This is a genomic window from Paenibacillus sp. fava2, from assembly GCF_058313675.1.
Window position 1 is genome coordinate 38,914 of sequence record NZ_CM177755.1, and the last position, 20,481, is coordinate 59,394.

At 53.1% G+C, this 20,481-nt stretch carries 19 protein-coding genes; 18 read left to right on the forward strand and 1 reads right to left on the reverse strand.

Annotated features, from left to right (window positions below):
- Positions 1–59 precede the first annotated feature (59 nt).
- Positions 60–1,013, forward strand: coding sequence for a ribose-phosphate diphosphokinase (locus tag AC4G46_RS00190; RefSeq protein ID WP_036678796.1), 954 nt, complete (start codon positions 60–62; stop codon positions 1,011–1,013).
- 94 nt (positions 1,014–1,107) lie between these two features.
- Here the strand turns inward: AC4G46_RS00190 and AC4G46_RS00195 are convergent, their stop codons facing one another.
- The gene (locus AC4G46_RS00195; protein WP_068728914.1) at positions 1,108–1,308 is read right to left on the reverse strand and encodes a hypothetical protein; all 201 of its coding nucleotides are present in this window, start codon (positions 1,306–1,308) and stop codon (positions 1,108–1,110) included.
- Positions 1,309–1,401: 93 nt separating this feature from the next.
- On the opposite strand from AC4G46_RS00195, the gene pth reads away from it, so the two are divergent.
- From pth to tilS, 17 genes are all read left to right on the forward strand, one after another.
- Positions 1,402–1,962 carry an aminoacyl-tRNA hydrolase gene (gene pth / locus AC4G46_RS00200; protein WP_491126199.1) on the forward strand — a complete coding sequence of 187 codons (561 nt, stop codon included), beginning with the start codon at positions 1,402–1,404 and terminating at the stop codon, positions 1,960–1,962.
- Between the two features lie 87 nt (positions 1,963–2,049).
- A complete protein-coding gene (gene fin / locus AC4G46_RS00205) occupies positions 2,050–2,280 on the forward strand; it encodes an anti-sigma-F factor Fin (RefSeq protein WP_068728917.1) in 231 nt (76 codons plus the stop codon).
- Positions 2,281–2,415: 135 nt separating this feature from the next.
- Positions 2,416–5,940 carry a transcription-repair coupling factor gene (mfd, locus tag AC4G46_RS00210; RefSeq protein WP_491126200.1) on the forward strand — a complete coding sequence of 1,175 codons (3,525 nt, stop codon included), beginning with the start codon at positions 2,416–2,418 and terminating at the stop codon, positions 5,938–5,940.
- Complete coding sequence (locus AC4G46_RS00215) at positions 5,927–6,988, forward strand: peptidylprolyl isomerase (protein ID WP_491126201.1); 1,062 nt, start codon at positions 5,927–5,929, stop codon at positions 6,986–6,988. Before mfd ends, AC4G46_RS00215 begins: the two co-directional genes overlap by 14 nt.
- Positions 6,989–7,273: 285 nt before the next feature.
- Positions 7,274–7,816, forward strand: coding sequence for a stage V sporulation protein T (gene spoVT, locus AC4G46_RS00220; RefSeq protein WP_221803637.1), 543 nt, complete (start codon positions 7,274–7,276; stop codon positions 7,814–7,816).
- A gap of 136 nt (positions 7,817–7,952) precedes the next feature.
- A complete protein-coding gene (locus tag AC4G46_RS00225; RefSeq protein WP_491126202.1) occupies positions 7,953–9,626 on the forward strand; it encodes a putative polysaccharide biosynthesis protein in 1,674 nt (557 codons plus the stop codon).
- Between the two features lie 132 nt (positions 9,627–9,758).
- Positions 9,759–11,255 carry a bifunctional methyltransferase/pyrophosphohydrolase YabN gene (yabN, locus tag AC4G46_RS00230; RefSeq protein WP_491126203.1) on the forward strand — a complete coding sequence of 499 codons (1,497 nt, stop codon included), beginning with the start codon at positions 9,759–9,761 and terminating at the stop codon, positions 11,253–11,255.
- 310 nt (positions 11,256–11,565) lie between these two features.
- A complete protein-coding gene (locus tag AC4G46_RS00235; RefSeq protein ID WP_039868883.1) occupies positions 11,566–11,838 on the forward strand; it encodes an HU family DNA-binding protein in 273 nt (90 codons plus the stop codon).
- Positions 11,838–12,116 (forward strand): RNA-binding S4 domain-containing protein, encoded by a 279-nt coding sequence (locus AC4G46_RS00240; protein ID WP_042171862.1) that lies wholly within the window; start codon positions 11,838–11,840, stop codon positions 12,114–12,116. Before AC4G46_RS00235 ends, AC4G46_RS00240 begins: the two co-directional genes overlap by 1 nt.
- A gap of 134 nt (positions 12,117–12,250) precedes the next feature.
- Positions 12,251–12,535 carry a sporulation protein YabP gene (gene yabP / locus AC4G46_RS00245; protein WP_491126204.1) on the forward strand — a complete coding sequence of 95 codons (285 nt, stop codon included), beginning with the start codon at positions 12,251–12,253 and terminating at the stop codon, positions 12,533–12,535.
- A complete protein-coding gene (yabQ, locus tag AC4G46_RS00250; RefSeq protein ID WP_491126205.1) occupies positions 12,532–13,095 on the forward strand; it encodes a spore cortex biosynthesis protein YabQ in 564 nt (187 codons plus the stop codon). Before yabP ends, yabQ begins: the two co-directional genes overlap by 4 nt.
- A gap of 22 nt (positions 13,096–13,117) precedes the next feature.
- On the forward strand, positions 13,118–13,453 hold the full coding sequence (locus AC4G46_RS00255; RefSeq protein ID WP_491126206.1) for an FtsB family cell division protein: 336 nt from the start codon (positions 13,118–13,120) through the stop codon (positions 13,451–13,453).
- A 124-nt stretch (positions 13,454–13,577) separates the two neighbouring features.
- Positions 13,578–14,078: a S1 domain-containing RNA-binding protein gene (locus tag AC4G46_RS00260; RefSeq protein WP_068729242.1), complete on the forward strand. Its 501-nt coding sequence runs from the start codon at positions 13,578–13,580 to the stop codon at positions 14,076–14,078.
- A 431-nt stretch (positions 14,079–14,509) separates the two neighbouring features.
- On the forward strand, positions 14,510–17,020 hold the full coding sequence (gene spoIIE, locus AC4G46_RS00265; RefSeq protein WP_491126207.1) for a stage II sporulation protein E: 2,511 nt from the start codon (positions 14,510–14,512) through the stop codon (positions 17,018–17,020).
- A gap of 235 nt (positions 17,021–17,255) precedes the next feature.
- Positions 17,256–18,002: a vWA domain-containing protein gene (locus AC4G46_RS00270; protein WP_491126208.1), complete on the forward strand. Its 747-nt coding sequence runs from the start codon at positions 17,256–17,258 to the stop codon at positions 18,000–18,002.
- Entirely contained in the window at positions 17,992–18,930 is a 939-nt protein-coding gene (locus AC4G46_RS00275) for a serine/threonine protein kinase (RefSeq protein WP_491126209.1), read from the forward strand. Before AC4G46_RS00270 ends, AC4G46_RS00275 begins: the two co-directional genes overlap by 11 nt.
- A gap of 75 nt (positions 18,931–19,005) precedes the next feature.
- A complete protein-coding gene (gene tilS, locus AC4G46_RS00280; RefSeq protein ID WP_491126210.1) occupies positions 19,006–20,448 on the forward strand; it encodes a tRNA lysidine(34) synthetase TilS in 1,443 nt (480 codons plus the stop codon).
- Positions 20,449–20,481: the final 33 nt, after the last annotated feature.

Below are 20,481 nucleotides of genomic sequence, written 5' to 3' on the forward strand. Positions count from 1 at the left end.
CACAAGGGTTGTCCGGCGCTGCTTGGAAGTTAAATTCCGTCACGGAGGGTTTATATTTTATGACTTATTGCGATTCAAAATTAAAGATCTTTACTTGTAACTCCAATCCAAAGCTGGCCAGTCAGATTGCCGACTATATCGGCATTCCGATGGGGGAGTCACACACTACAAGCTTCAGTGACGGAGAGATCCAGGTTAAGCTTTCGGAAAGTGTCCGGGGCTGCCATGTCTACATTGTCCAATCCACGTGCGGCCCGGTTAATGATAACCTGATGGAACTGCTCGTTATGGTGGATGCGCTCAAACGCGCTTCGGCCAAGAGCATCAACGTAGTTATTCCATACTACGGCTATGCGCGTCAGGACCGCAAAGCACGCTCCCGTGATCCGATTACGGCCAAGCTGGTAGCGAACCTGATCGAGAAGGCAGGCGCGCACCGTGTTATTACCATGGACCTTCATGCTATGCAGATTCAAGGCTTCTTCGATATCCCGGTCGACCATCTGCTGGGCGTTCCGATTCTGGCGCAGTATTTCCGCTCCAAACAGATTGAGAATCCGGTTGTCGTTTCACCGGACCACGGCGGCGTAGTGCGCGCAAGAAAGCTTGCTGATTTCCTTAACGCCCCGCTGGCGATCATTGACAAGCGCCGTCCGGAGCCGAATGTCAGTGAAGTTATGAATATTATCGGTAACATTGAAGGCAAGACGGCGATTCTGATCGATGATATCATCGATACAGCCGGTACAATCGTATTAGGGGCCAATGCACTGATGGAAGGCGGCGTGAAGGAAGTATACGCCTGCTGTACTCACCCTGTATTGTCCGGTCCGGCGCATGAACGCCTGGAGAATTCGCCGATTAAGGAAATTATCGTAACGGATACCATTCCGATCCGCAGTGCCAATCCGACTTCCAAGCTGAAGGTATTGTCTGTGGCTCCGCTGATGGGTGAAGCGATTATCCGCGTTCACGAGGAATTGTCAATCAGCAAACTGTTCGAGATCGAGTAGGACAAGCCGGTGCGCCGGCTGAATCTGATATGCAAAAAAAGGGTTACACCTCCGGTGTCGGAAGATGTAACCCTTATCGGCGTATGCTGGCCTTCTAGTACCCCGGACGGGAAACAAAGGTAAAGATGCCGCGGTTGTAGAGGGTGCCCTGCAATTCAACAAAACCCTCGTCAACGGCCGTAACTACACCGATAGCCACGAACACATCGTCCCTGTAGATCTCGACAGGCACAGCATACTGAATGTGATACTGGAAATGGCGCTGAAGCGTTAAGATTTCGCCCTGATGTGGCATCGTTCATCACCTGTCTCTGGAGTATATACAACTCATTGTACCAAAAACGGAACTCTTCTGCTTACGAGAGGATAGAAAGGATAGGCCGGAATCATGAAATGGATTGTTGGACTCGGAAATCCGGGAACCCAGTATGCCAAGACAAGGCACAATGTCGGGTTTATGGCGCTCGACGAGCTTGCAGCCAGAAACGGAATAAGCTTTAATCAGAACAAATGCAAATCCGTGATCGGTGAAGGGATGATCGGCGGGGTCAAGACCGTCCTGATTAAGCCCATGACTTTTATGAACCTGTCCGGAGAAGCGGTTCGCGCCTATATGGAATATTATAAAGTAGCCCTTGAGGACCTGATTGTAGTGTATGATGATCTGGATACTGAAATCGGCAAAATCCGGCTAAGGTATCAAGGCAGCGCCGGAGGCCATAACGGCATCAAATCAATTATCCAGCATACTGGCACCCAGAGCTTCAACCGGGTGCGGATGGGCATTTCCCGTCCGGAGCCGGGCTATGCCATCGTAGATTATGTGCTCTCTACCTTCCCCAAGAAGGACGGGGAGAAGCTGAAATCGATGATTCTGGATACCTGTGATGCACTGGAGTTCAGTCTGCAGCATACCTTTGAGCAGACAATGGCCAAATTCAACGGTTAACAGCAGCGCCCGTGCCCCTGTTCCGGGCTAAATACACAGGGTACGGGGCATACTGAAGGGTATATACTACCTTCAGGAGGCATATAGATGGCAATACACTACGTGTGCAGGCACTGCCGGACATTTCTGGGAAGCATCAATAGAAGCAGCGCTACAGAAATACAGCTGGGCCTTCACTCCTTGACCCCTGCGGAACGCAGAGACATCATAGCGTATGATTCAGACGGCGAAATCACGGTGAAGGTTACTTGCGATTATTGCAAGCAAGCCTTGGATAACAATCCTGAACTGAGCCTCCTGGCCAGTCCGCTTCAGTAACATGAATGCGGCTGTCTCTGTTGTCAACCGTAAGCCTTGGCCTAAATGCTAAGGCTTGTTTTCGATTTCAATCATAACGGGAGGCAGTGATCGATAAATCACTGCCGGCCTGTTCAGTTAGAGAGGTGTCTTTCGTTGTTACACGGTCTTATAGAGGCTTTTTCCAAAGATCCTGATTTTCAATCTGTCACCCGTGGCGTAGCAGCAGGCATGAAGGAGCAGCTGATCTCGGGGCTGTCCGGCTCGGCCAGACAAATTATGCTGGCTGCACTGCATGAAGAGCTCGCCAGGCCGCTGCTTGTAGTAACGCATAATATGTTCTCGGCCCAGAAGATGGCTGAGGATTTGCAGGAAGCGCTTTCTCCTGACCGCGTGCTGCTTTATCCTGCCAACGAGCTGGTTGCGGCTGAAGCCGCAGTGTCCAGTCCGGAGACGCTCGCCCAGCGGATTGATGTGCTTACCCGGTGTGCACAGGGCTTCCGCGGAGTTGTCGTGGTTCCCTATTCCGGCGTCCGGCGGCTGCTGCCTGCACCTCATGTGATGGCAGCAGCACAGCTGACTATATCGCAGGAGGGAACCCTCTCTCTTGACGAATTTTTGATGTCGATGATTGAGATGGGATATGAGCGGGTAGAGCGTGTAGAGAACCGCGGTGAGCTCAGTGTACGCGGGGGCATTATTGACTTCTATCCGATGACCTCTCCGCTGGCATACCGGGTGGAGCTGTTCGATGATGAGGTCGATTCGATCCGTACCTTTGATCCGGCAGATCAGCGGTCTATTGATAAAGTCCGGAATGTAAAAATTACCCCGGCAAAAGAAATTATTGCCGACCAGTCCCGGCTTGAGTCGGCAGCAACGGCGGCAGCGGCGATGCTGGAGCGTCAGCTGGAGAAAATGACCGACCGCCAGGCGAAGCTTCGTCTGCGTGAGGAAATGGGCCGGGAGCTTGAAATGCTGCGTGAAGGCACCTATTTCCCTGAAATCTATAAATATATCAGTCTCTTATATCCTGAGCGTACGCATCTGTATGACTATATGGCCGGGGATACCCTGCTGGTGCTGGATGAGCCGGCCCGGCTGCTGGAAACGGCGAAGCAGCTGGAACGTGACGAATCCGAGTGGAACCTGCACCTTCTTCAGAACGGGAAGAATCTGCCCGATCTGCATCTCTCGGTAGATAATGATGTTATCATGTACCGGCGCCCATTCCAGAGCCTGTTCATGTCGATCTTTTTGCGTCAGGTTCCCCATATCCAGCCGCAGAACATCCTGGGCTTCATCAGCCGCGGCATGCAGGATTTCCATGGGCAGATGAATGTACTGAAGTCGGAGATGGAGCGCTGGCAGAAGTCAGGCGTGAAGGTAGTAATGCTAGCGAGCAGCGAGGAGCGGATGGAGCGTGTCCGCCGGGTGCTCGACGATTACGGTATTGAAGAGCCGACGCTGCTTCAGGGTAACCTGGGCTCAGGCTTTGAGCTGCCGTCGATTCATCTGGCCGTCATCACCGAGGGTGAAATGTTCTCCCAGAAGCAGCGTAAAGCGCGCAAGCTGTCCAAGGGAATTGATAACGCAGAACGGATCAAGAGCTATACCGAGCTCAAAATCGGAGATTATGTCGTTCATCAGAATCATGGTATCGGGAAGTATATGGGTATCGGCACGCTGGAGGTCAGCGGAATTCACCGTGACTATATGCATATCATGTATGCCGGCGGCGACAAGCTGTCCGTACCGATTGACCAGATTGACCTGATTCAGAAATATGTCGGCTCAGAAGACAAGGAGCCAAAGGTATACAAGCTGGGCGGCAACGAATGGACGAGAGTCACCAGCAAGGTTCGTTCCTCTGTACAGGATATTGCCGATGACCTGATCAAGCTCTATGCAGAACGGCAGAGCGCACTCGGTTACGGGTTCGAGAAGGATACACAGGAGCAGCACGAGTTCGAGGAAATGTTCCCGTATGAAGAGACGCGCGACCAGCTCCGGGCGATCGAAGAAATCAAAAAGGATATGGAGCAGAACCGTCCGATGGACCGGCTATTGTGCGGCGATGTAGGCTATGGCAAAACCGAAGTTGCGATTCGTGCCGCGTTCAAATCGGCGATTGAGGGCAAGCAGGTAGCTGTGCTTGTACCGACCACCATTCTGGCCCAGCAGCATTATGAGACGTTCCGCGAGCGTTTTGGCAATTACCCGATTAACATTCAGGTGCTCAGCCGGTTCCGCAGCCGCAAGGAGCAGAATGAAACGATTAAAGGCGTGAAGCAGGGAACCGTGGATGTAGTTATCGGAACACACCGGCTGCTCTCGCAGGATATGGTCTTTAAGGATTTGGGTCTGCTGATTGTCGATGAAGAGCAGAGATTTGGAGTAACCCATAAGGAAAAGCTTAAAAAGCTCAAGACAAATGTCGATGTCCTGACCCTCACTGCAACGCCTATACCGCGTACACTGCATATGTCCATGCTGGGCGTACGGGATTTGTCCGTTATAGAGACGCCACCGGAGAACCGCTTTCCCGTACAGACGTATGTGGTTGAGCACAGCCACACTCTTACACGTGAAGCTGTCGAGCGTGAACTGGCCCGCGGAGGCCAGGTTTACTATCTGTACAACCGGGTACAGGGGATTCATGAGATGGCAGCACAGATATCTGCGCTCGTTCCGGAAGCTCGTGTCGGCGTCGGACACGGGCAGATGTCGGAATCGGAGCTGGAAAAAACCATCCTCGACTTCCTTGACGGGGAGTATGATGTGCTCGTCAGCACCAGCATTATTGAGACAGGGGTCGACATCCCTAACGTTAACACCCTGATTGTCCATGATGCCGACAAGATGGGCCTGTCCCAGCTTTATCAGCTGCGCGGGCGTGTCGGGCGGTCCAACCGTATTGCCTATGCCTACTTTACGTATCAGCGGGACAAAGTGCTGACAGAAGTAGCCGAGAAGCGACTGCAGTCGATCAAGGAGTTCACTGAGCTCGGCTCCGGCTTCAAAATTGCCATGCGTGACCTCTCTATCCGCGGAGCGGGAAATCTGCTAGGTGCAGAGCAGCACGGCTTCATTGCTTCAGTCGGCTTTGATCTGTACTCACAAATGCTTGCAGAGGAAATCCGCAAGCGGAAGGTTACTGTGCTCGGCGAAGAGGATACTTCGCTGAAGCAGGGGAATACGGTCATTGATTTGTCGATTGACGCCTATCTTCCGTCAGAGTATATTTACGACAGCATCCAGAAAATTGAAATCTATAAAAAAGTTGCGGCAGTGGCTTCCTTTGAGGATGCAAGTGAGCTGGAGGACGAGCTGCTTGACCGGTTCGGTGAATTACCGGAAGCTGTCGTCAATCTGCTGTCGGTTGCCCGGCTGAAAGTATACGGTAAGCTGTACGGCATGGAGTCCATGGTCCGGCGCAGTGATGAGGTGTCGCTTAACTTCCATGAGGGGGGCGCAGCCGCCTTTGATACGGCTAAGCTCGCCAAAGTTGGTAATAGCTTCGAAAGACGTGTACAATTTGATAGAGAGGCCAAGGCCGGCATCCGCATCAAAGCCAAGGATCTTAGTGATAAAGAGCTGCTTGATCTGCTGGAGCAGTTTCTGGCGGCAGCCAAAGAGTCGTTAAAACCGAAGGGAGAATTACACAATGTCAGTAAATAAAACAAAATCATGGAAGGTGCTGCTGGTTTCTTTAGCCGCAGCCGTTTCCTTCTCCATGCTGTCTGCCTGCAGCAGCAATAATAGTAACACCGCAGCCGAGGATAACACCCAGGCAGTCGCAACGTACAAGGACGGCACGATCACAGAGAAGGAATTCGATCTGGATACCAAGGTCATGAAGTTCCTTTCTCCGCAGCAGGCGGCATACCTGGAGATTGACGCCTTTAAGGAATCCATCCTGAAGCAGGAGGTTGCCTTTGAATATCTGGCCGGACAAGCTACGGATGAGGCGAAGAAGCAGGCCGAGAAAGAAGCGGATGTGCAGGTAAGCTCAATGAAAGAGGCGCTGGGCGACACTTATGAGAGCTCTCTGAAGGAAGCGGATCTGACTGAAGCAGACATTCGCTCCTACATGGTGCGTGTACTCACCGTTTATCAGGATATGCTGCTGAAAATTACCGACGATGAAGTCAAGGCTGAGTATGAGGCAACCAAAGGGGACTATACCGTTGCTACACTGCGTCATGTCCTGGTCGGTCTGACTGATGCTGACGGCAAGGAACGGACGGATGAGGATGCACTGAAGCGCGCTAACGAAGTTAAGGCCAAGCTTGACGCCGGCGGTGATTTCGCGGCAATTGCCAAGGAATACTCTGATGACACCGGCTCGGTTGAGTCCGGCGGTGAATACAAAGACAAGGCTCTGGGCACTTATGTGGAGGAATTCAAACAGGCTGCACAGACCCTGCCGCTGAACACCATCAGTGATCCGGTAAAAACCAGCTTCGGATACCACGTCATTGAAGTGGAGTCACGTACAGAGACCGCTTTTGACAAGCTGACTGACGAGCAGAAGGAAACCGTCAAGAGCACGCTGGCTTCGAAGAACCTGGAGACCTTCCTTGATGAGGAGCTTGATTCGCTGAATATCGAGATCAATCTGCCTAAGAGCACCGCTGCTGCTGAAGAATCCGGAACAACGGATAACGGAGCTGCAGCTACTGCAGCACCAAGCGCAACACCGGCTGCTACAGAAGCAGCCCAATAATATGCACAGACGGACAAGCCATCCTGACGCTTCCAAGCGAGGGATGGCTTTTTTTCGCGTAAAGAGCGTATGTATACGAAAGGGCAAACAGGCACAAGCTTGGTATGAATACCCGGATAATGTACGGACCTGGAGCTTGTGTTTATTTAAGAGCCGGGCATGTATAAGGAATTGGGAACAGATGAATACTATGGTCAGATATTACGATAAATCACCGGGATTATCCTTTCCCGTAATGGACAGTAGTTGGACCATACTTCTTAAGAAAGCGGGGCAACATGTGAAATGAAAGCTACTGGTATTGTTCGCCGTATTGATGACCTGGGCCGTGTTGTTATTCCTAAAGAGATTAGACGTACACTGCGTATCCGTGAAGGGGATCCGCTGGAAATATTCGTTGATCGCGACGGTGAAGTCATACTGAAAAAGTACTCTCCTATCGGGGAACTGGGCGACTTCGCCAAAGAATACGCGGAATCGCTTTATGAGGGTACAGGGCATATCACAATGATTACCGACAGAGACAGCTTTATCGCTTTGGCTGGCGGCTCCAAGAAGGAATATCTGGACAAGCAGGTCGGGGCGCTGCTCGAGAAGGTCATGGAGAGCCGCAAGACCATGCTGGAGACGAACGGCGGAAATTATGACATCAGTAAAGAGCATTCCGAGCTGCTGTCCAGCTATGTGGCAGCCCCCATTATTTCCGGCGGTGATCCGATCGGCTGTGTTGTACTGATGAACAAGGACGATTCTGTAAAAATGTCACAGATGGAAATAAAGATGGCCGAGACTGCTGCTGCCTTCCTGGGCAAGCAAATGGAGCAGTAGAAGGTTTGGTGCCGGGAGCCCCGCTTTCCTTTTGATCCGAGATCAAGGGGAGCGGGGTTTTGTCGTCTGCCTGCTTGCGGTATAATATAGAAATTCATCCTATTATAGCGGTTATTGCTGCAGAAGCAGGTAAATTATGAAATCAGGCACAACCGGCTCCAAATTGCTGCAAGGAGCATTTATTCTCAGCGCGGCAGCCATTGTATCCAAGCTTATCGGTACCCTGCAAAAAATACCGCTGCAAAATCTGGGCGGTGACGCCGTATTCGGCATTTATAACACGGTTAATCCGTTGTATACGATGCTGATTACGGTAGCCATGCTGGGTCTGCCGTCAGCCATCTCCAAATTTGTAGCCGAAGCCTCCGCCGGGGGCGACGAAGCGGAGGGGCGCCGGGTCCTGCGGCTATCAGCGGTTCTAACGGCGGTCTGCGGGATTATTATCGGTATGCTAACCTACGCAGGCGCTCCTGTCATTGCCCGAATTGTGGGCAACTCGCACATTATTCCGGCTCTGCATACCAGCGCCCTCGGGCTGGCGGTTGTTCCGCTTATGGCAGCTGTGCGGGGTTACTTTCAGGGGCTGCATAATATGATGCCGACTGCTGTCTCACAGGTAGTGGAGCAGTCAGTCCGCGTCATTGTCATGATCGCGCTGCTGCTGTATCTGATAGGCCGCGGGGCTGGAGCTGCAGAGATTGCTGCTGGTGCGCTGCTCGGATCGGCAGCAGGCGGAGCGGCCGGGCTGCTGGTCATGCTGCTCTTCTGGAGACGGCACCGCCGGCAGGCAAGCGGGCAGCAGCCCGGATCTGCTCCGGCTGCAACTGCCAGCGGGCATTCCCCGCGCAGTTTCCATGCTGCGGGTGCAGGCCGGATCAAACGGGCGTCCGCCTGGCAGCTGCTGGCCTACGGCCTGCCGGTGATGCTGGGGGCGCTGGCGGTGCCCCTGATCGGGCTGGTCGATGTCTTCACCGTACCGCGGCTGCTGACGCCCGCTTACGGTGAGACGGTCTCCATGGCCCAGTTCGGCATCTATAACCGCGGTCTGCCGCTCGTGCAGATCGTCACCATGCTGGCGACCTCGCTGTCGGTCGTCTTCATCCCGGCGCTCGCGGAGGCAAAGTACCGCGGCGATGATGCATTGATAAGAACCCGCTGCAGCTTGTCGCTGCGCTGGTTCTGGCTGCTGGGCCTGGCCGCCTCGGTCGGCCTGGCGGTTCTGGCAGAGCCGGTTAACGTGGCTCTGTACGGCGATGCCGCAGGCAGCGGCACTATGATGTGGCTGGCCTTTACCGCCGCCGGCGGTACGATCAGCATCATCTCTGCCGCGCTGCTGCAGGGCCTGGGCGCCGTGCGCGCGCCGGCGCTGCACCTGTTAGCCGCCGCTGCGCTGAAGGCGGCCCTCAACCTGCTGCTGGTGCCGCAGCAGGGTATTACCGGCGCTGCCATCGCAAGCGTGGCGGCGCACGGGTTCGCAGCAGCGCTGAACGTGCTGCTGCTGCACCGGCAGGGCCATCTGCGGCTGCGCCTCGCAGATGCCGGGCTTCGGCCCGCGCTGCTGCTGGCGGGCCTGGGTCTGGCCGCTGCCGCAATGAGCAGCGGCGCGGCGCTGACGCTTACCGCCGCCGGCCTCGGCGGCGGGCGGATGGCAAGCCTGGTGCAGACGCTGCTGGGCGTGCTGGCAGGCTGCGCGGTCTTTGGGCTGGGCGCAGTCAGGCTGCGGCTGCTCAGCGAGAGCGAGCTGCGTCAGCTGCCGGGCTTCGGCCCTAAGCTTGCGGACAAGCTTAAGAGGCTCCGCCTGTTCCCTTAGAGGGAGTCAGCAGAGCGGACAACAGGTTTTATCCCTAACCTTTTCATTTAGACAGGTAAAAGTTAATGGCATGTTATAGGCCTGCCCCCGGTTCAGCCGGTAAAGGGTCAGGTCCAGAAGGAGTGGAACGGAATGAGTGCAAGATTAACAGTAGTCGGTCTGGGATCAGGCAATCCGGACCGGCTGACGCTGGGGATTATCAAAAAACTGAAGGCGGCAGCCGTAGTATACGTGAGGACTGCCGAGCATCCCGTGATGGCAGCTCTCGCGGAGCTTGAGATTGCCTCACAGTCCTTTGACGGGCTGTATGAGTCGCTGGACTCTTTCCCGGAGGTCTACGAAGCCATTACCTCGAGGTTAATAGAAGAAGCGCTTGCTGCACCTGACGGGACCGAAATGGTCTATGCGGTTCCGGGCCATCCGATGGTAGCGGAGTCGGCCGTTTCCCAGCTGCGCCGGCGCTGCCCTGAAGCAGGGATTACGCTTGAAATTCTCGGCGGCGAGAGCTTTCTGGATGAGGCTTTTGTGCGGCTCGGCTTCGATCCGATTGAAGGCTTTCAGCTACTGGATGCTTCAGGCATCCGCAGCTCACAGCTCCAGCCTGAGCTGCATACACTGATTGGACAGGTCTATGACAGCTTTACGGCCTCCGAGACTAAGCTGTGCCTGATGGAGCTGTACCCGGCTGAGTACGAAGTGATTGTCGGACATGCCCTTGGGGTAGAGCAGGAGGAGCAGATTCTCCGCGTGCCGCTATATGAGCTGGACCGGATTGACGGGTACGGTAATCTGTCTCTGGTCTATGTCCCTGCGAACCGTGCGGAGAACGCGCGCCGGCGCACCTTTGCCCGGCTCCATGAAATTGTCGATACCCTGAGAAGCCCCGAGGGCTGTCCGTGGGACCGTGAACAGACACACGAATCACTGCGCAAAAATTTGATCGAGGAAACCTATGAGGTGCTGGAAACGATCGACGAGGATGATCCGGACCACATGAAGGAGGAGCTTGGCGATCTGCTGCTGCAGATTATGCTCCATTCACAGATTGAAGAGGAACTCGGCACATTCAGCGTCTATGATGTTATTGAGGGTCTGAATGACAAGCTGATTTTCCGCCACCCGCATGTGTTTGGCGATATGAGCGCAGCCGACGCGGACGAAGCCTTAAAGAACTGGGACGGGATGAAGGCGGAGGAAAAGCGGCTGAAGGGTGTGAAGCCCGAGTCGGAGTCAGCACTGAGCGGGGTTCCGCGTGATCTGCCTGCACTCATGAAAGCCTACAAGCTGCAGAAGAAGGCCGCCAAGGTCGGTTTTGACTGGGATAACATAACGGATGTTCTGGCCAAAATCCGCGAGGAGGTCGATGAACTGCAGGAGGCCATCGAGAGCGGCGCAGCGGCGGAGGAGCAGGTGCTGGAGCTGGGGGATTTGCTGTTTGCGGCAACCAATGCCGCCCGCTTCATCGGTGCAGATCCGGAGGAGGCGCTGACCCGCACCAACCGTAAATTTGTATCGCGGTTTGCTTATATCGAACGGCAGCTGCAGGACCGGGGCACAAGTGCGAAGGAGAGCAGTCTGGAGACGATGGAGCAGTTATGGCAGGAAGCCAAGATTCAGGAGCGGAAATAGCCGTGTATAGGTAGATCTGAATCTGTAAATGAGTCCTTTTCCATAAAATGTTACTGTGACCGTATAGCTGCGGCAGGAAGCGGCAATGCTGGGAATAAGGCTTTATTTCTGGTTCCAAATGCCGTATAGGGTTTATAATGTAGTAGTGCCTGGAGCCGGAGTAGGCGATTTTTCAAAAAAACGACGTTTTGCGGCAGGATTTCCGGGCGGCATCAAGAATATCATAAAGACGAAATGACGATCAGCGGCATATTTTGGCAGCTTATCGCGTTTCATTTATTTTTTTGTATCCTAGGAGGAACTTCAAATTATGAACAAGACAGATCTGGTAAACAACATTTCCGAAAAAAGCGGATTGGCCAAAAAAGATGTAGAAGCCGTATTAAACGGAGTACTTAGCGAAATTACCGATGCTTTGTCCAAGGGCGATAAAGTACAGCTGATCGGCTTCGGTACTTTCGAAACCCGCAAACGTTCCGGCCGTACCGGCCGCAACCCGCAATCGGGCACACCTATTGAGATCCCTGAATCGACTGTACCGGCCTTCAAGGCTGGCAACAAGCTCAAAGAAGCCGTTAACTAATGCGTCTGGACAAGTATCTGAAAGTGTCCCGGCTAATCAAGCGCCGCACAGTGGCCAAGGATGTGTCCGAACAGGGCCGGGTGCTGATTAACGGTAAGGAATCGAAGCCAAGCAGCACAGTAAAGATCGGCGACGAGATTACAGTGCAGTTCGGCCAGAAGCTTGTAACAGTCAAAGTGGAAAAGCTGGTTGAAACCACCCGCAAGGATGAGGCGGCCGGCATGTACACCCTGCTCCGCGAGGAGCCTGTTGCCAAAAGCAGCGGTCTTGATTGGTAGAGGCAGACAGCTATAACCACAAGCACAGCTTACGTTACGTAGAGCTGTGCTTTTTTATATTTTCCGGAGATTCAGCCAGTTCTATTACCCCACCGATCACCATAGATTAGAATCAAGAAGGAGGGGTACATGCTATGATCGAGCCAGTCAAAGTAGGTAAGCAGCATGATCTGCACATGCGCAGCCGCAAGCAGCTGGAGCTGACAGGTGTGCAGAATGTAGAAAGCTTCGACAGCGAGGAGTTCCTGCTCCGTACGGAGCTTGGCCATCTCACCATCCGCGGCAGTCATTTACATATCAAAAACCTGAGCCTGGAGAACGGTATTCTGTCGCTGGAAGGCAATGTCCATTCCCTGATTTATCTCGATCCCGGAACACAGGGGAAAAATAAGGGCTTACTGGGCAAGCTGTTTAAATGAATCCGGCAGTTCAGTGGATGACCCTGATCTATATGATACTGGCAGGTACAGCTATGGGAGTGACTTATGACAGCTACCGGGTGCTGTCGCTGAAGCTGAGCTTTCCCAAATGGCTGAATGCGCTGCTGGACCTGCTGTATTGGATATGGGCGGCGCTGCTTGTGTTCCGCATGCTGTATGCCGGAAATCAGGGGCAATTGAGGTTTTATGTCTTTTTGGGGCTCTTTCTAGGCGTATGGATCTATTTTTTGATCTTCAGTGTTACGGTGCGGCGATTTGTGGTAATGTTAATTCAGTCGGTCCAGTATACGTGCAGACTGCTATGGAGAACCCTGGAAATCTTAATAGGTGTACCGCTGCGCTGGCTTTGGAGGCTTTGTAGAGGAACGCTGCTGCTGCTCGGCCGCATCCTGTTATTTATTCTGAAGCTGCTCTTGCGTCTAACGAAGCCCATTTGGGTATTTCCAGTAAGATGGATCTCTCCACATCTGTCCAGAATCTATCAGTCTGCCTGGTTTAAGAGATCTATTGAATGGATAACCGCATGGCGGAAACGCTGACCTAACAATGGGGGTACGACGCATGAACAGATTTACTGCGGAAGAGAAGGGAACAGCAAGCAAGGCTTTGGCCGCAGGTGCGAAGAGAAGAAAGTTCATATGGCTTGCGGTAATGACTGTATTTTTCAGCTGGTCCGGTTACATTTTCTTTGCCCAGAGCGCTTCGATAGCGGACAAGAGTGAGGTGCTTGCCAAAAAGCAGGCAACGAATGCAAGTGTAACGGCCTCGCTTAACCAGCTGAAATACGACGTATCGAGGCTTAATGATGATGAATATATCGGTCAGCTGGCGCGGAAATGGTACAATATGTATCTTCCGGGCGAACTGCCTATCCGTACAGAGCAATCAGGGGAATAAAGCAGGCCAAATCAGGCTTTCGCTGTGTTGCCTTGATTTGCTCTTTACTGTATAATCAAATCACCGCAGACTGGATGAAGTGTATATTCGTCTGTATATTTTTAAGGGAGGATCATTTTATTCTATGGCAATTGAAGTGGGCACCAAGTTAGAGGGCAAGGTGACAGGCATCACGCATTTCGGAGCATTTGTGGATCTGTCAGGAGGTGTCACAGGTCTCGTTCACATTTCGGAAATCGCCGATAACTACGTCAAGGATGTTAACGATCATTTAAAGATTGGTGATGTAGTGACCGTCAAGGTGATCAATGTTGACAAGGACGGCAAGATCGGACTTTCCATCAAGCAGGCTGTTGATAAGCCGGCATCAGAAGTACGTCCCCCAAGAGCTCCCAGACCTGAGCGTCCAAGCGGTGGAGACCGTTTTGGCGGAGGCAGCGGCGGCGGTGGAGGCGGCGGTGGTTACAATCGTGAACGGGGTGGGCGTCCATTCAAGCCTGCAGCCGGTAAACCTTCATTCGAGGATAAAATGTCACGCTTCCTGAAAGATAGCGAAGAACGGATGTCTTCGATCAAGAAGAACACTGAAGGAAAACGCGGCGGCCGTGGAGCCAAACGCGTGTAATAAGGTACGGGTACAGCATAAATAACCGCAGGGGCATAATGCCGCTGCGGTTTTTTTGTTAGATCATAATTTATAAGTTTTGGGTCCCCGCAAAGTATCCGGGGCTGGCTTCCATGTTCAGGCCCGCTAAGTGGGATTTTTTTTGTCGTTGCCGGACAAATTGACGACAGCATCCTTGCCGATTTCACATATCTCCGGGGCAATCGCTGACGAATGTACGCTGTCAGGTTTTATGCTGCTTGTTGTCCGGGCAGCTCCAAGACGTGTCAATCCTGTGACCTGTAAGGGTTGGATGCGAATTTCCATATAATGTCGGCTCTGGCTTTTTTGTCGGAAATTTCTCAGGAACGGCTCTCTGTTTCTGACAAACTTTCATAGAATCGTGCGCTTATAATGAGAACCATAAATTCTCAAACGGGTGGTGCGAAGGAATGAACAAAAGCAATGTGGTGAATCTGCCGGAGTGGACCAGAGCCGGGAGCAAGGACAAGGAGCAGAAGGGAGAGGCATGGGGCATGCGTGTGAAGAACTGGATGATGAAACAGCCGCTTCTCCAGCTGATATCGGTGAAGAAATGGACACTGCTGCTGAGTCTTATGGGCTTTCTGTTAGGACGGGCCATGATATTGGACGAGCTGTCACCCTTTGCTGCCGCTTACTTTGCTGTCATTATGTTTATGAGAAAAGATTCCGTGCTGCCGGTGGCGGCAGCGGTTATTCTCGGAAGCCTGTTCACACCATTTCCCGGAGCGATTGTCGTAGCATCAGAGCTGATTATCTTTTTCCTAATCTATAAAGGTCTGGAGAACTTCCAGCGGGTGGACCTTTCTTATGCACCGTTAATGGTATTTGTATCGTCGTTTATGGTTGGACTGTTCCGGATTGTAATCGGGCCGTCGATTGCCTGGTACCCGCTGCTGATGTGTGCGGTAGATGCCCTGCTGGGATTTGTATTGACTCTGGTATTTTTGCAGGCGCTTCCGTTGTTTACCTTCAAAATGAAGAGCAGGGCGCTGCGCAGCGACGAGATTCTATGCCTGATCATTCTGCTTGCGTCTGTCATGACTGGCCTTGTGGGCTGGACAGTAAGCGGGCTGTCCCTTGAACATATCTTGTCCAGATACCTGATTCTGCTCTTTGCGCTGGCCGGGGGAGCTCCGCTTGGAGCCGCGGTCGGCGTGGTAACCGGTCTGATTCTCAGTCTTGCCAATGTTGGTGCCATTTATCAGATGAGCCTGCTTGCTTTTTCCGGCATGCTGTCCGGTATGATGCAGTCGGGACGCAAAGGTGCCGTATCCATGGGGATGCTGCTCGGTTCAACCATTCTATCTGTCTATTTCCTCGGTCCCGGTGATGTCATGTCCTCCACCTGGGAAACCTGCGCTGCTGTAGTGATGTTTCTTCTAACACCGAAAGGAATTATTACTGCTATTGCCAAGTATGTTCCCGGTACTGCCGATCACAGCCGCTCCCAGCATGAATATGCACGAAGAGTCCGGGATATTACAGCTGAACGGGTGACGCAGTTTTCTCAGGTGTTTCAGCAGCTGTCGAGCAGCTTCGGCCAGATTCCCCGTGCTGCCGAGGCAGGCAAAAGCGACCGTGAAATGGAAAACTTCATGAGTACCGTCACAGAGGGAGCCTGCGCCGGCTGCATCCGGCGGACGCACTGCTGGGATGCCAAATTCTATCAGACTTATAGATACATGACCGATATGATGACCACTGTAGAAGAATGCCCGGATATTACGGCCGCCCAGCTTCCCCCCGAATGGAACCGGATCTGCGGGAAGACAGCCGATGTTCTGGAAGTGATGAAAGGGCAATATGAGCTTTACCAGCATGATATGCGCTGGAAGCGGCAAATATACGACAGCCGGCAATTTGTGGCCGAGCAGCTGTCTGGCGTCTCCCAGGTCATGGAGGACCTGGCCAGGGAGATCAAACGGGAAGGACAGGCCATGTACCGTCAGGAGGGCCAGATCCGCGAGGCCCTGGAGAAGCTGGGGCTGTCCATCCACAGTATTGAGATTCTAAGTCTGGACCCCGGAAGGGTTGAAATAGAAATTGTACATGCGTATACAAGGGGATTCGATGAATGCCGCAAAATGATTGCACCGCTGCTCTCTGACATCCTTGAGGAAAATATTTCCGTAGTCAGTGAGACGGCCGTCCATCCGCGTGAGGGCTTGTCGATGGTTACCTTTGGTTCAGCCAAGGCATATGAAGTCAGCACAGGTGTAGCAGGTGCGGCAAAGGGCGGCGATATCCTGTCCGGAGACAGCTTCAGCACGGTAGAGCTGGGTAATGGAACCTTTGCTGTATCTGTCAGTGACGGCATGGGCAACGGAGAACGGGCACGCATGGAGAGCAGCGCCGCATTGTCGATGCTTGAGAAGCTGCTGCAGTCGGGAATGGATGAGAAGCTGGCCGTCAAATCCGTCAATTCCATTCTGCTCCTCCGTTCACCGGATGAATTCTATGCCACTGTGGATATGGCGCTGATTGACCAGTACTCCGCGCAGACTACCTTTATGAAGATTGCATCTGCGCCAAGCTTCATCCGGCGGGGCAGTGAGGTCATTCCGATTACCTCAAGCAACCTGCCTATTGGAATCATTAAGGATATTGAGGTCGATCTTATCAGCATGCAGCTGCGTCCGGGGGATATTCTCATTATGATGACCGACGGTATTTACGATGCGCCCGGATATGCCGTTAATAAAGAGATATGGATGAAGCGGCTGATCCAGGAGCTTGAAGGCGTTGATCCGCAGGATATGGCCGACGAGCTGCTGGAGAAGGTGATCCGCTATCAGGGGAATGAGATTCATGATGACATGACCATTGTCATCAGCCGTCTGGATCATTATCATCCGCAGTGGTCCAGCCTGCACCTGCCCGGAATCGGACGGATGGAGCGTCCGCGTACGGTAAGCTGATAGGCAGAGTCAGGTATTCTATCAAAGAATAGTTTGTCCTCCGATTTCAACCGAAAACTGCGGTATCAATTAAAGAAATCGGAGGACAACAGCGATCGGAAGCCCAAAAGTTCCTCGTAGTTGCCCTATATTTAACAAGTGCTTTTCACCTGAAAATCTCGCCTAAGCGGCGTTTGAAATCTCTCAACCTTGGATATGCTAGAAAAGAGACAAGGCAAAGGGGAGTGAACGGGTTATGAGACAAATTCTGCTCATTACTGACGGTTGTTCAAACGTGGGGGAAAGTCCGGTGATGGCTGCGGCGCATGCCCGGCAGGAGGGAATCACCGTAAATGTTGTCGGTGTGGTCGACTATGGAACAATCGGGGAGCTGGGCAGCCGGGAAATTGCTGATATTGCCAAGGCCGGCGGGGGCTTAAGCCGGATTGTAGGTACACCGCAGCTTGCGCAGACGATGCAGATGATGACGCGGAAGACCGTGGTTCAGACCATTCAGCAGGCGGTTAATAAAGAGGTGAAAAAAATACTGGGTGAAGGCTCGCTGGAGGATTTGCCGCCGGCCAAGCGCTCACAGGTGGTAACAGTAGTGGATGAGCTTACTGAAACAACGCCTCTGCGCATTGCCCTGCTTATTGATGCAAGTGCCAGCATGAAGCCCAAGCTTGCAGCGGTAGAGGAAGCAATCCGTGACCTGGCGCTTAGTCTGGAAGCCCGTGAAGGGCGCAGTGAAATTGCCGTATTTCATTTTCCGGGACGGTCCAGCAGCGAGGAGGCAACGCTTGATATGGACTGGAGCAGCAATGTATCGGAAGTCCGCTCTCTTTTCAGCAGGCTAAAGATGAGAGGCGCAACTCCGACCGGTCCGGCGATTTTCAGTGTGCTTGAGCATTACCGTTATGATAAACTGGATGAACAACGCGAACGCGTTGATCGCGCGGAGCATGATGAACGAGAAGGGATGATTGGTGGGTATGTCGTCTAATCCACCCTATCCAGTAGGCACAGTAATTACAGGCAAATGGCGGGGGAACCGCTATGTCGTCGAACGGATGCTGGGAAAAGGGGCGAACGGAACCGTATATCTCGTGCAGCGGGAAGGCAGACGGGAGAGGTATGCGCTGAAGGTAGGTAACGATACCCTTGAGCTGCAGTCCGAAATCAATGTGCTGACCTCTCTTCAGTCCTGCCGCAAGCGCAGCGAACACCGGGCCCGCCGTGAGTCCCCGCTGTCCTCGTACCTGCTGGAATCGGATGATTTTAAGGATGGCGTCAATGAACCGTTTTACGTCATGCGTTATGTGGAGGGACGGCCGCTGCATCATTTTCTGGCAAGACAAGGAGCTACCTGGCTGGGACTGGTGGGACTCCGGGTGCTGGAGAAGCTGGAGAAGCTGCATGAATGCGGCTTTGTGTTCGGCGACCTGAAGCCGGAGAATATCATGGTATCCGATTACGGGGACGCCGAGCTTATTGATTACGGGGGAGCCAGCCCGATAGGGCGCAGCGTCAAGCAGTTTACCGAATGGCATGACCGCGGCTTCTGGAATGCCGGGAGCCGTACGGGGGACGAGAGCTACGACCTGTTTTCTTTTGCTATATTATGTCTGCGTCTGCTAAATGAGGATGGACTCAAGGCATGCGCCCAGCAGCTTCCGCAGACCCGGAATGTGGAAGATCTGATGCGTCTGGCCCGAAGTCTCCCGGACAAGAAGCTATCCTCCTGGCTGTGCCTGGCACTTAAAGGCGGCTTCCCGGGATCGGCACAGGCGGCAGCGGTCTGGAAGCAGCATATCTACGGGCAGCGGAAACCGGCTAAGGAGACAGTGGCTACACCGCGCTGGCTCAAGAACGCGTTTATGTTATCACTGTTTGTACTGGCTTTTACAATTTACTGGGTAATCCGGTTTTGACATTATACATATGATCCGGGGCTGAGCATGAAGCTGAAGCACCTGTATATCAACAGGCAGGAAAGGAAGCCGTAGATGGAGCAGATGAATGGACTGGTGCAGTCTGTAATGGAGTCCGCGGCAGAGCATGAGCTGTGGGCGCCCCATGACACTCTTATAGTCGCAGTTTCCGGAGGGCCGGACTCTGTGGCTCTTTTGCGTATCCTGCATGAAATATCCCGGAAATGGACACCGCTAAAACTGGTATGCGCCCATGTAAATCACGGGTTCCGGGAAGAATCAATGGAAGAGGCCGGATTTGTCCGGGCGCTTGCGGGTGAACTCGGGATACCGTTTGAGCTGGCCGAGTTCGATATTCCCTCGATTGCCAAGCGCAGCGGATTAGGACCGGAGGGGACTGCCAGGGAGAAGCGGTATGGGTTTCTGATTGAAACAGCCCGCCGTTACGGGGCACGTGCGGTCGCGCTGGCACATCATGCGGATGACCAGGCAGAGACCGTACTTATGCGGCTGCTGCGCGGAAGCGGTCCTTCGGGACTGGCCGGAATGCGCTGGAAAAGAACCGAAAAAAAGGTGGAACTCATCCGCCCCTTCCTGCGTATTAACAAAACAGCTCTTATCGGGCTTTGCCAGGAGCAGGGATATCCGTACGTCCTGGATGCCAGCAATCTGCTTACTCATTATCAGCGGAATGCGGTCCGGCTGGAGCTTCTGCCCATGCTGGAGAAATATAACCCCAAAGTGAAACAGTCGCTCCTTCAGCTGTCCGAAATTACCGGGGCGGAAGATGAGTTTATGGAGGCGAATGCATTAGAATGCTTCGAAGAGCTGGTTTTGGCGGAGCATGGAAAATACACCTTGCAAAGAGCTGCATTTGCGGCCGTGCCGTCCGCTTTACAACGGCGTTTGATTAAACTAATATTAAATTATCTGTCGGCGGATGCTTTATCACCTGATTTTTTAAAGATTGAAGCGGTACGCCGGGGAACGCTGCAGGAACACCCCACCGTCTGGACTCTGGACTTAGGTGGAGGGCTGATCTGTGTGCGGCAGTATGATACCATTGTATTCTCGTCCAAGCCTCAGCAGCGGCAGGTTAGCTATACATATCGGTTGTCCTTGCGCCTTCCCCGCCTTGAAATCGCGGAGATTGGCAAAGCAATGACGATGACGGTGCTGGAGAGGGAGAGCTTTGCTTTACAGGGGGAGGATTTAGGGAAGACATCAGCCTGGTTTGACAGCACGGAGCTGGCCATGCCGCTGACTGTCCGTTCCCGATTGCCTGGAGATACCATTAGGGTTATGGGATTAAACGGAAGCAAAAAGGTAAAAGATATTTACATTGACGATAAAATACCTTCTTCCGAACGTTCTAGAATTCCCCTCGTTTGTGATGCTGCAGGCAATATCGTCTGGATTCCGGGCGTTAGACGCTCGATGCATGCCGCAGTAGGGCGGCACACGGCCTCGGTTCTGCTTTTGACTCTGGAGGAGCTGGAGAAAAGCGATGAAGCGTAATGGTCGAAGTAAGTCTTTCATAGTATAACTTAG

Coding starts and splice junctions, on each gene's coding strand:
- AC4G46_RS00190 (WP_036678796.1), top strand. CDS start 60: ATGACTTATTGCGATTCAAAATTAAAGATCTTTACTTGTAACTCCAAT.
- AC4G46_RS00195 (WP_068728914.1), bottom strand. CDS start 1,308: ATGCCACATCAGGGCGAAATCTTAACGCTTCAGCGCCATTTCCAGTAT.
- pth (WP_491126199.1), top strand. CDS start 1,402: ATGAAATGGATTGTTGGACTCGGAAATCCGGGAACCCAGTATGCCAAG.
- fin (WP_068728917.1), top strand. CDS start 2,050: ATGGCAATACACTACGTGTGCAGGCACTGCCGGACATTTCTGGGAAGC.
- AC4G46_RS00215 (WP_491126201.1), top strand. CDS start 5,927: ATGTCAGTAAATAAAACAAAATCATGGAAGGTGCTGCTGGTTTCTTTA.
- spoVT (WP_221803637.1), top strand. CDS start 7,274: ATGAAAGCTACTGGTATTGTTCGCCGTATTGATGACCTGGGCCGTGTT.
- AC4G46_RS00225 (WP_491126202.1), top strand. CDS start 7,953: ATGAAATCAGGCACAACCGGCTCCAAATTGCTGCAAGGAGCATTTATT.
- yabN (WP_491126203.1), top strand. CDS start 9,759: ATGAGTGCAAGATTAACAGTAGTCGGTCTGGGATCAGGCAATCCGGAC.
- AC4G46_RS00235 (WP_039868883.1), top strand. CDS start 11,566: ATGAACAAGACAGATCTGGTAAACAACATTTCCGAAAAAAGCGGATTG.
- AC4G46_RS00240 (WP_042171862.1), top strand. CDS start 11,838: ATGCGTCTGGACAAGTATCTGAAAGTGTCCCGGCTAATCAAGCGCCGC.
- yabP (WP_491126204.1), top strand. CDS start 12,251: ATGATCGAGCCAGTCAAAGTAGGTAAGCAGCATGATCTGCACATGCGC.
- yabQ (WP_491126205.1), top strand. CDS start 12,532: ATGAATCCGGCAGTTCAGTGGATGACCCTGATCTATATGATACTGGCA.
- AC4G46_RS00255 (WP_491126206.1), top strand. CDS start 13,118: ATGAACAGATTTACTGCGGAAGAGAAGGGAACAGCAAGCAAGGCTTTG.
- AC4G46_RS00260 (WP_068729242.1), top strand. CDS start 13,578: ATGGCAATTGAAGTGGGCACCAAGTTAGAGGGCAAGGTGACAGGCATC.
- spoIIE (WP_491126207.1), top strand. CDS start 14,510: ATGAACAAAAGCAATGTGGTGAATCTGCCGGAGTGGACCAGAGCCGGG.
- AC4G46_RS00270 (WP_491126208.1), top strand. CDS start 17,256: ATGAGACAAATTCTGCTCATTACTGACGGTTGTTCAAACGTGGGGGAA.
- AC4G46_RS00275 (WP_491126209.1), top strand. CDS start 17,992: ATGTCGTCTAATCCACCCTATCCAGTAGGCACAGTAATTACAGGCAAA.
- tilS (WP_491126210.1), top strand. CDS start 19,006: ATGGAGCAGATGAATGGACTGGTGCAGTCTGTAATGGAGTCCGCGGCA.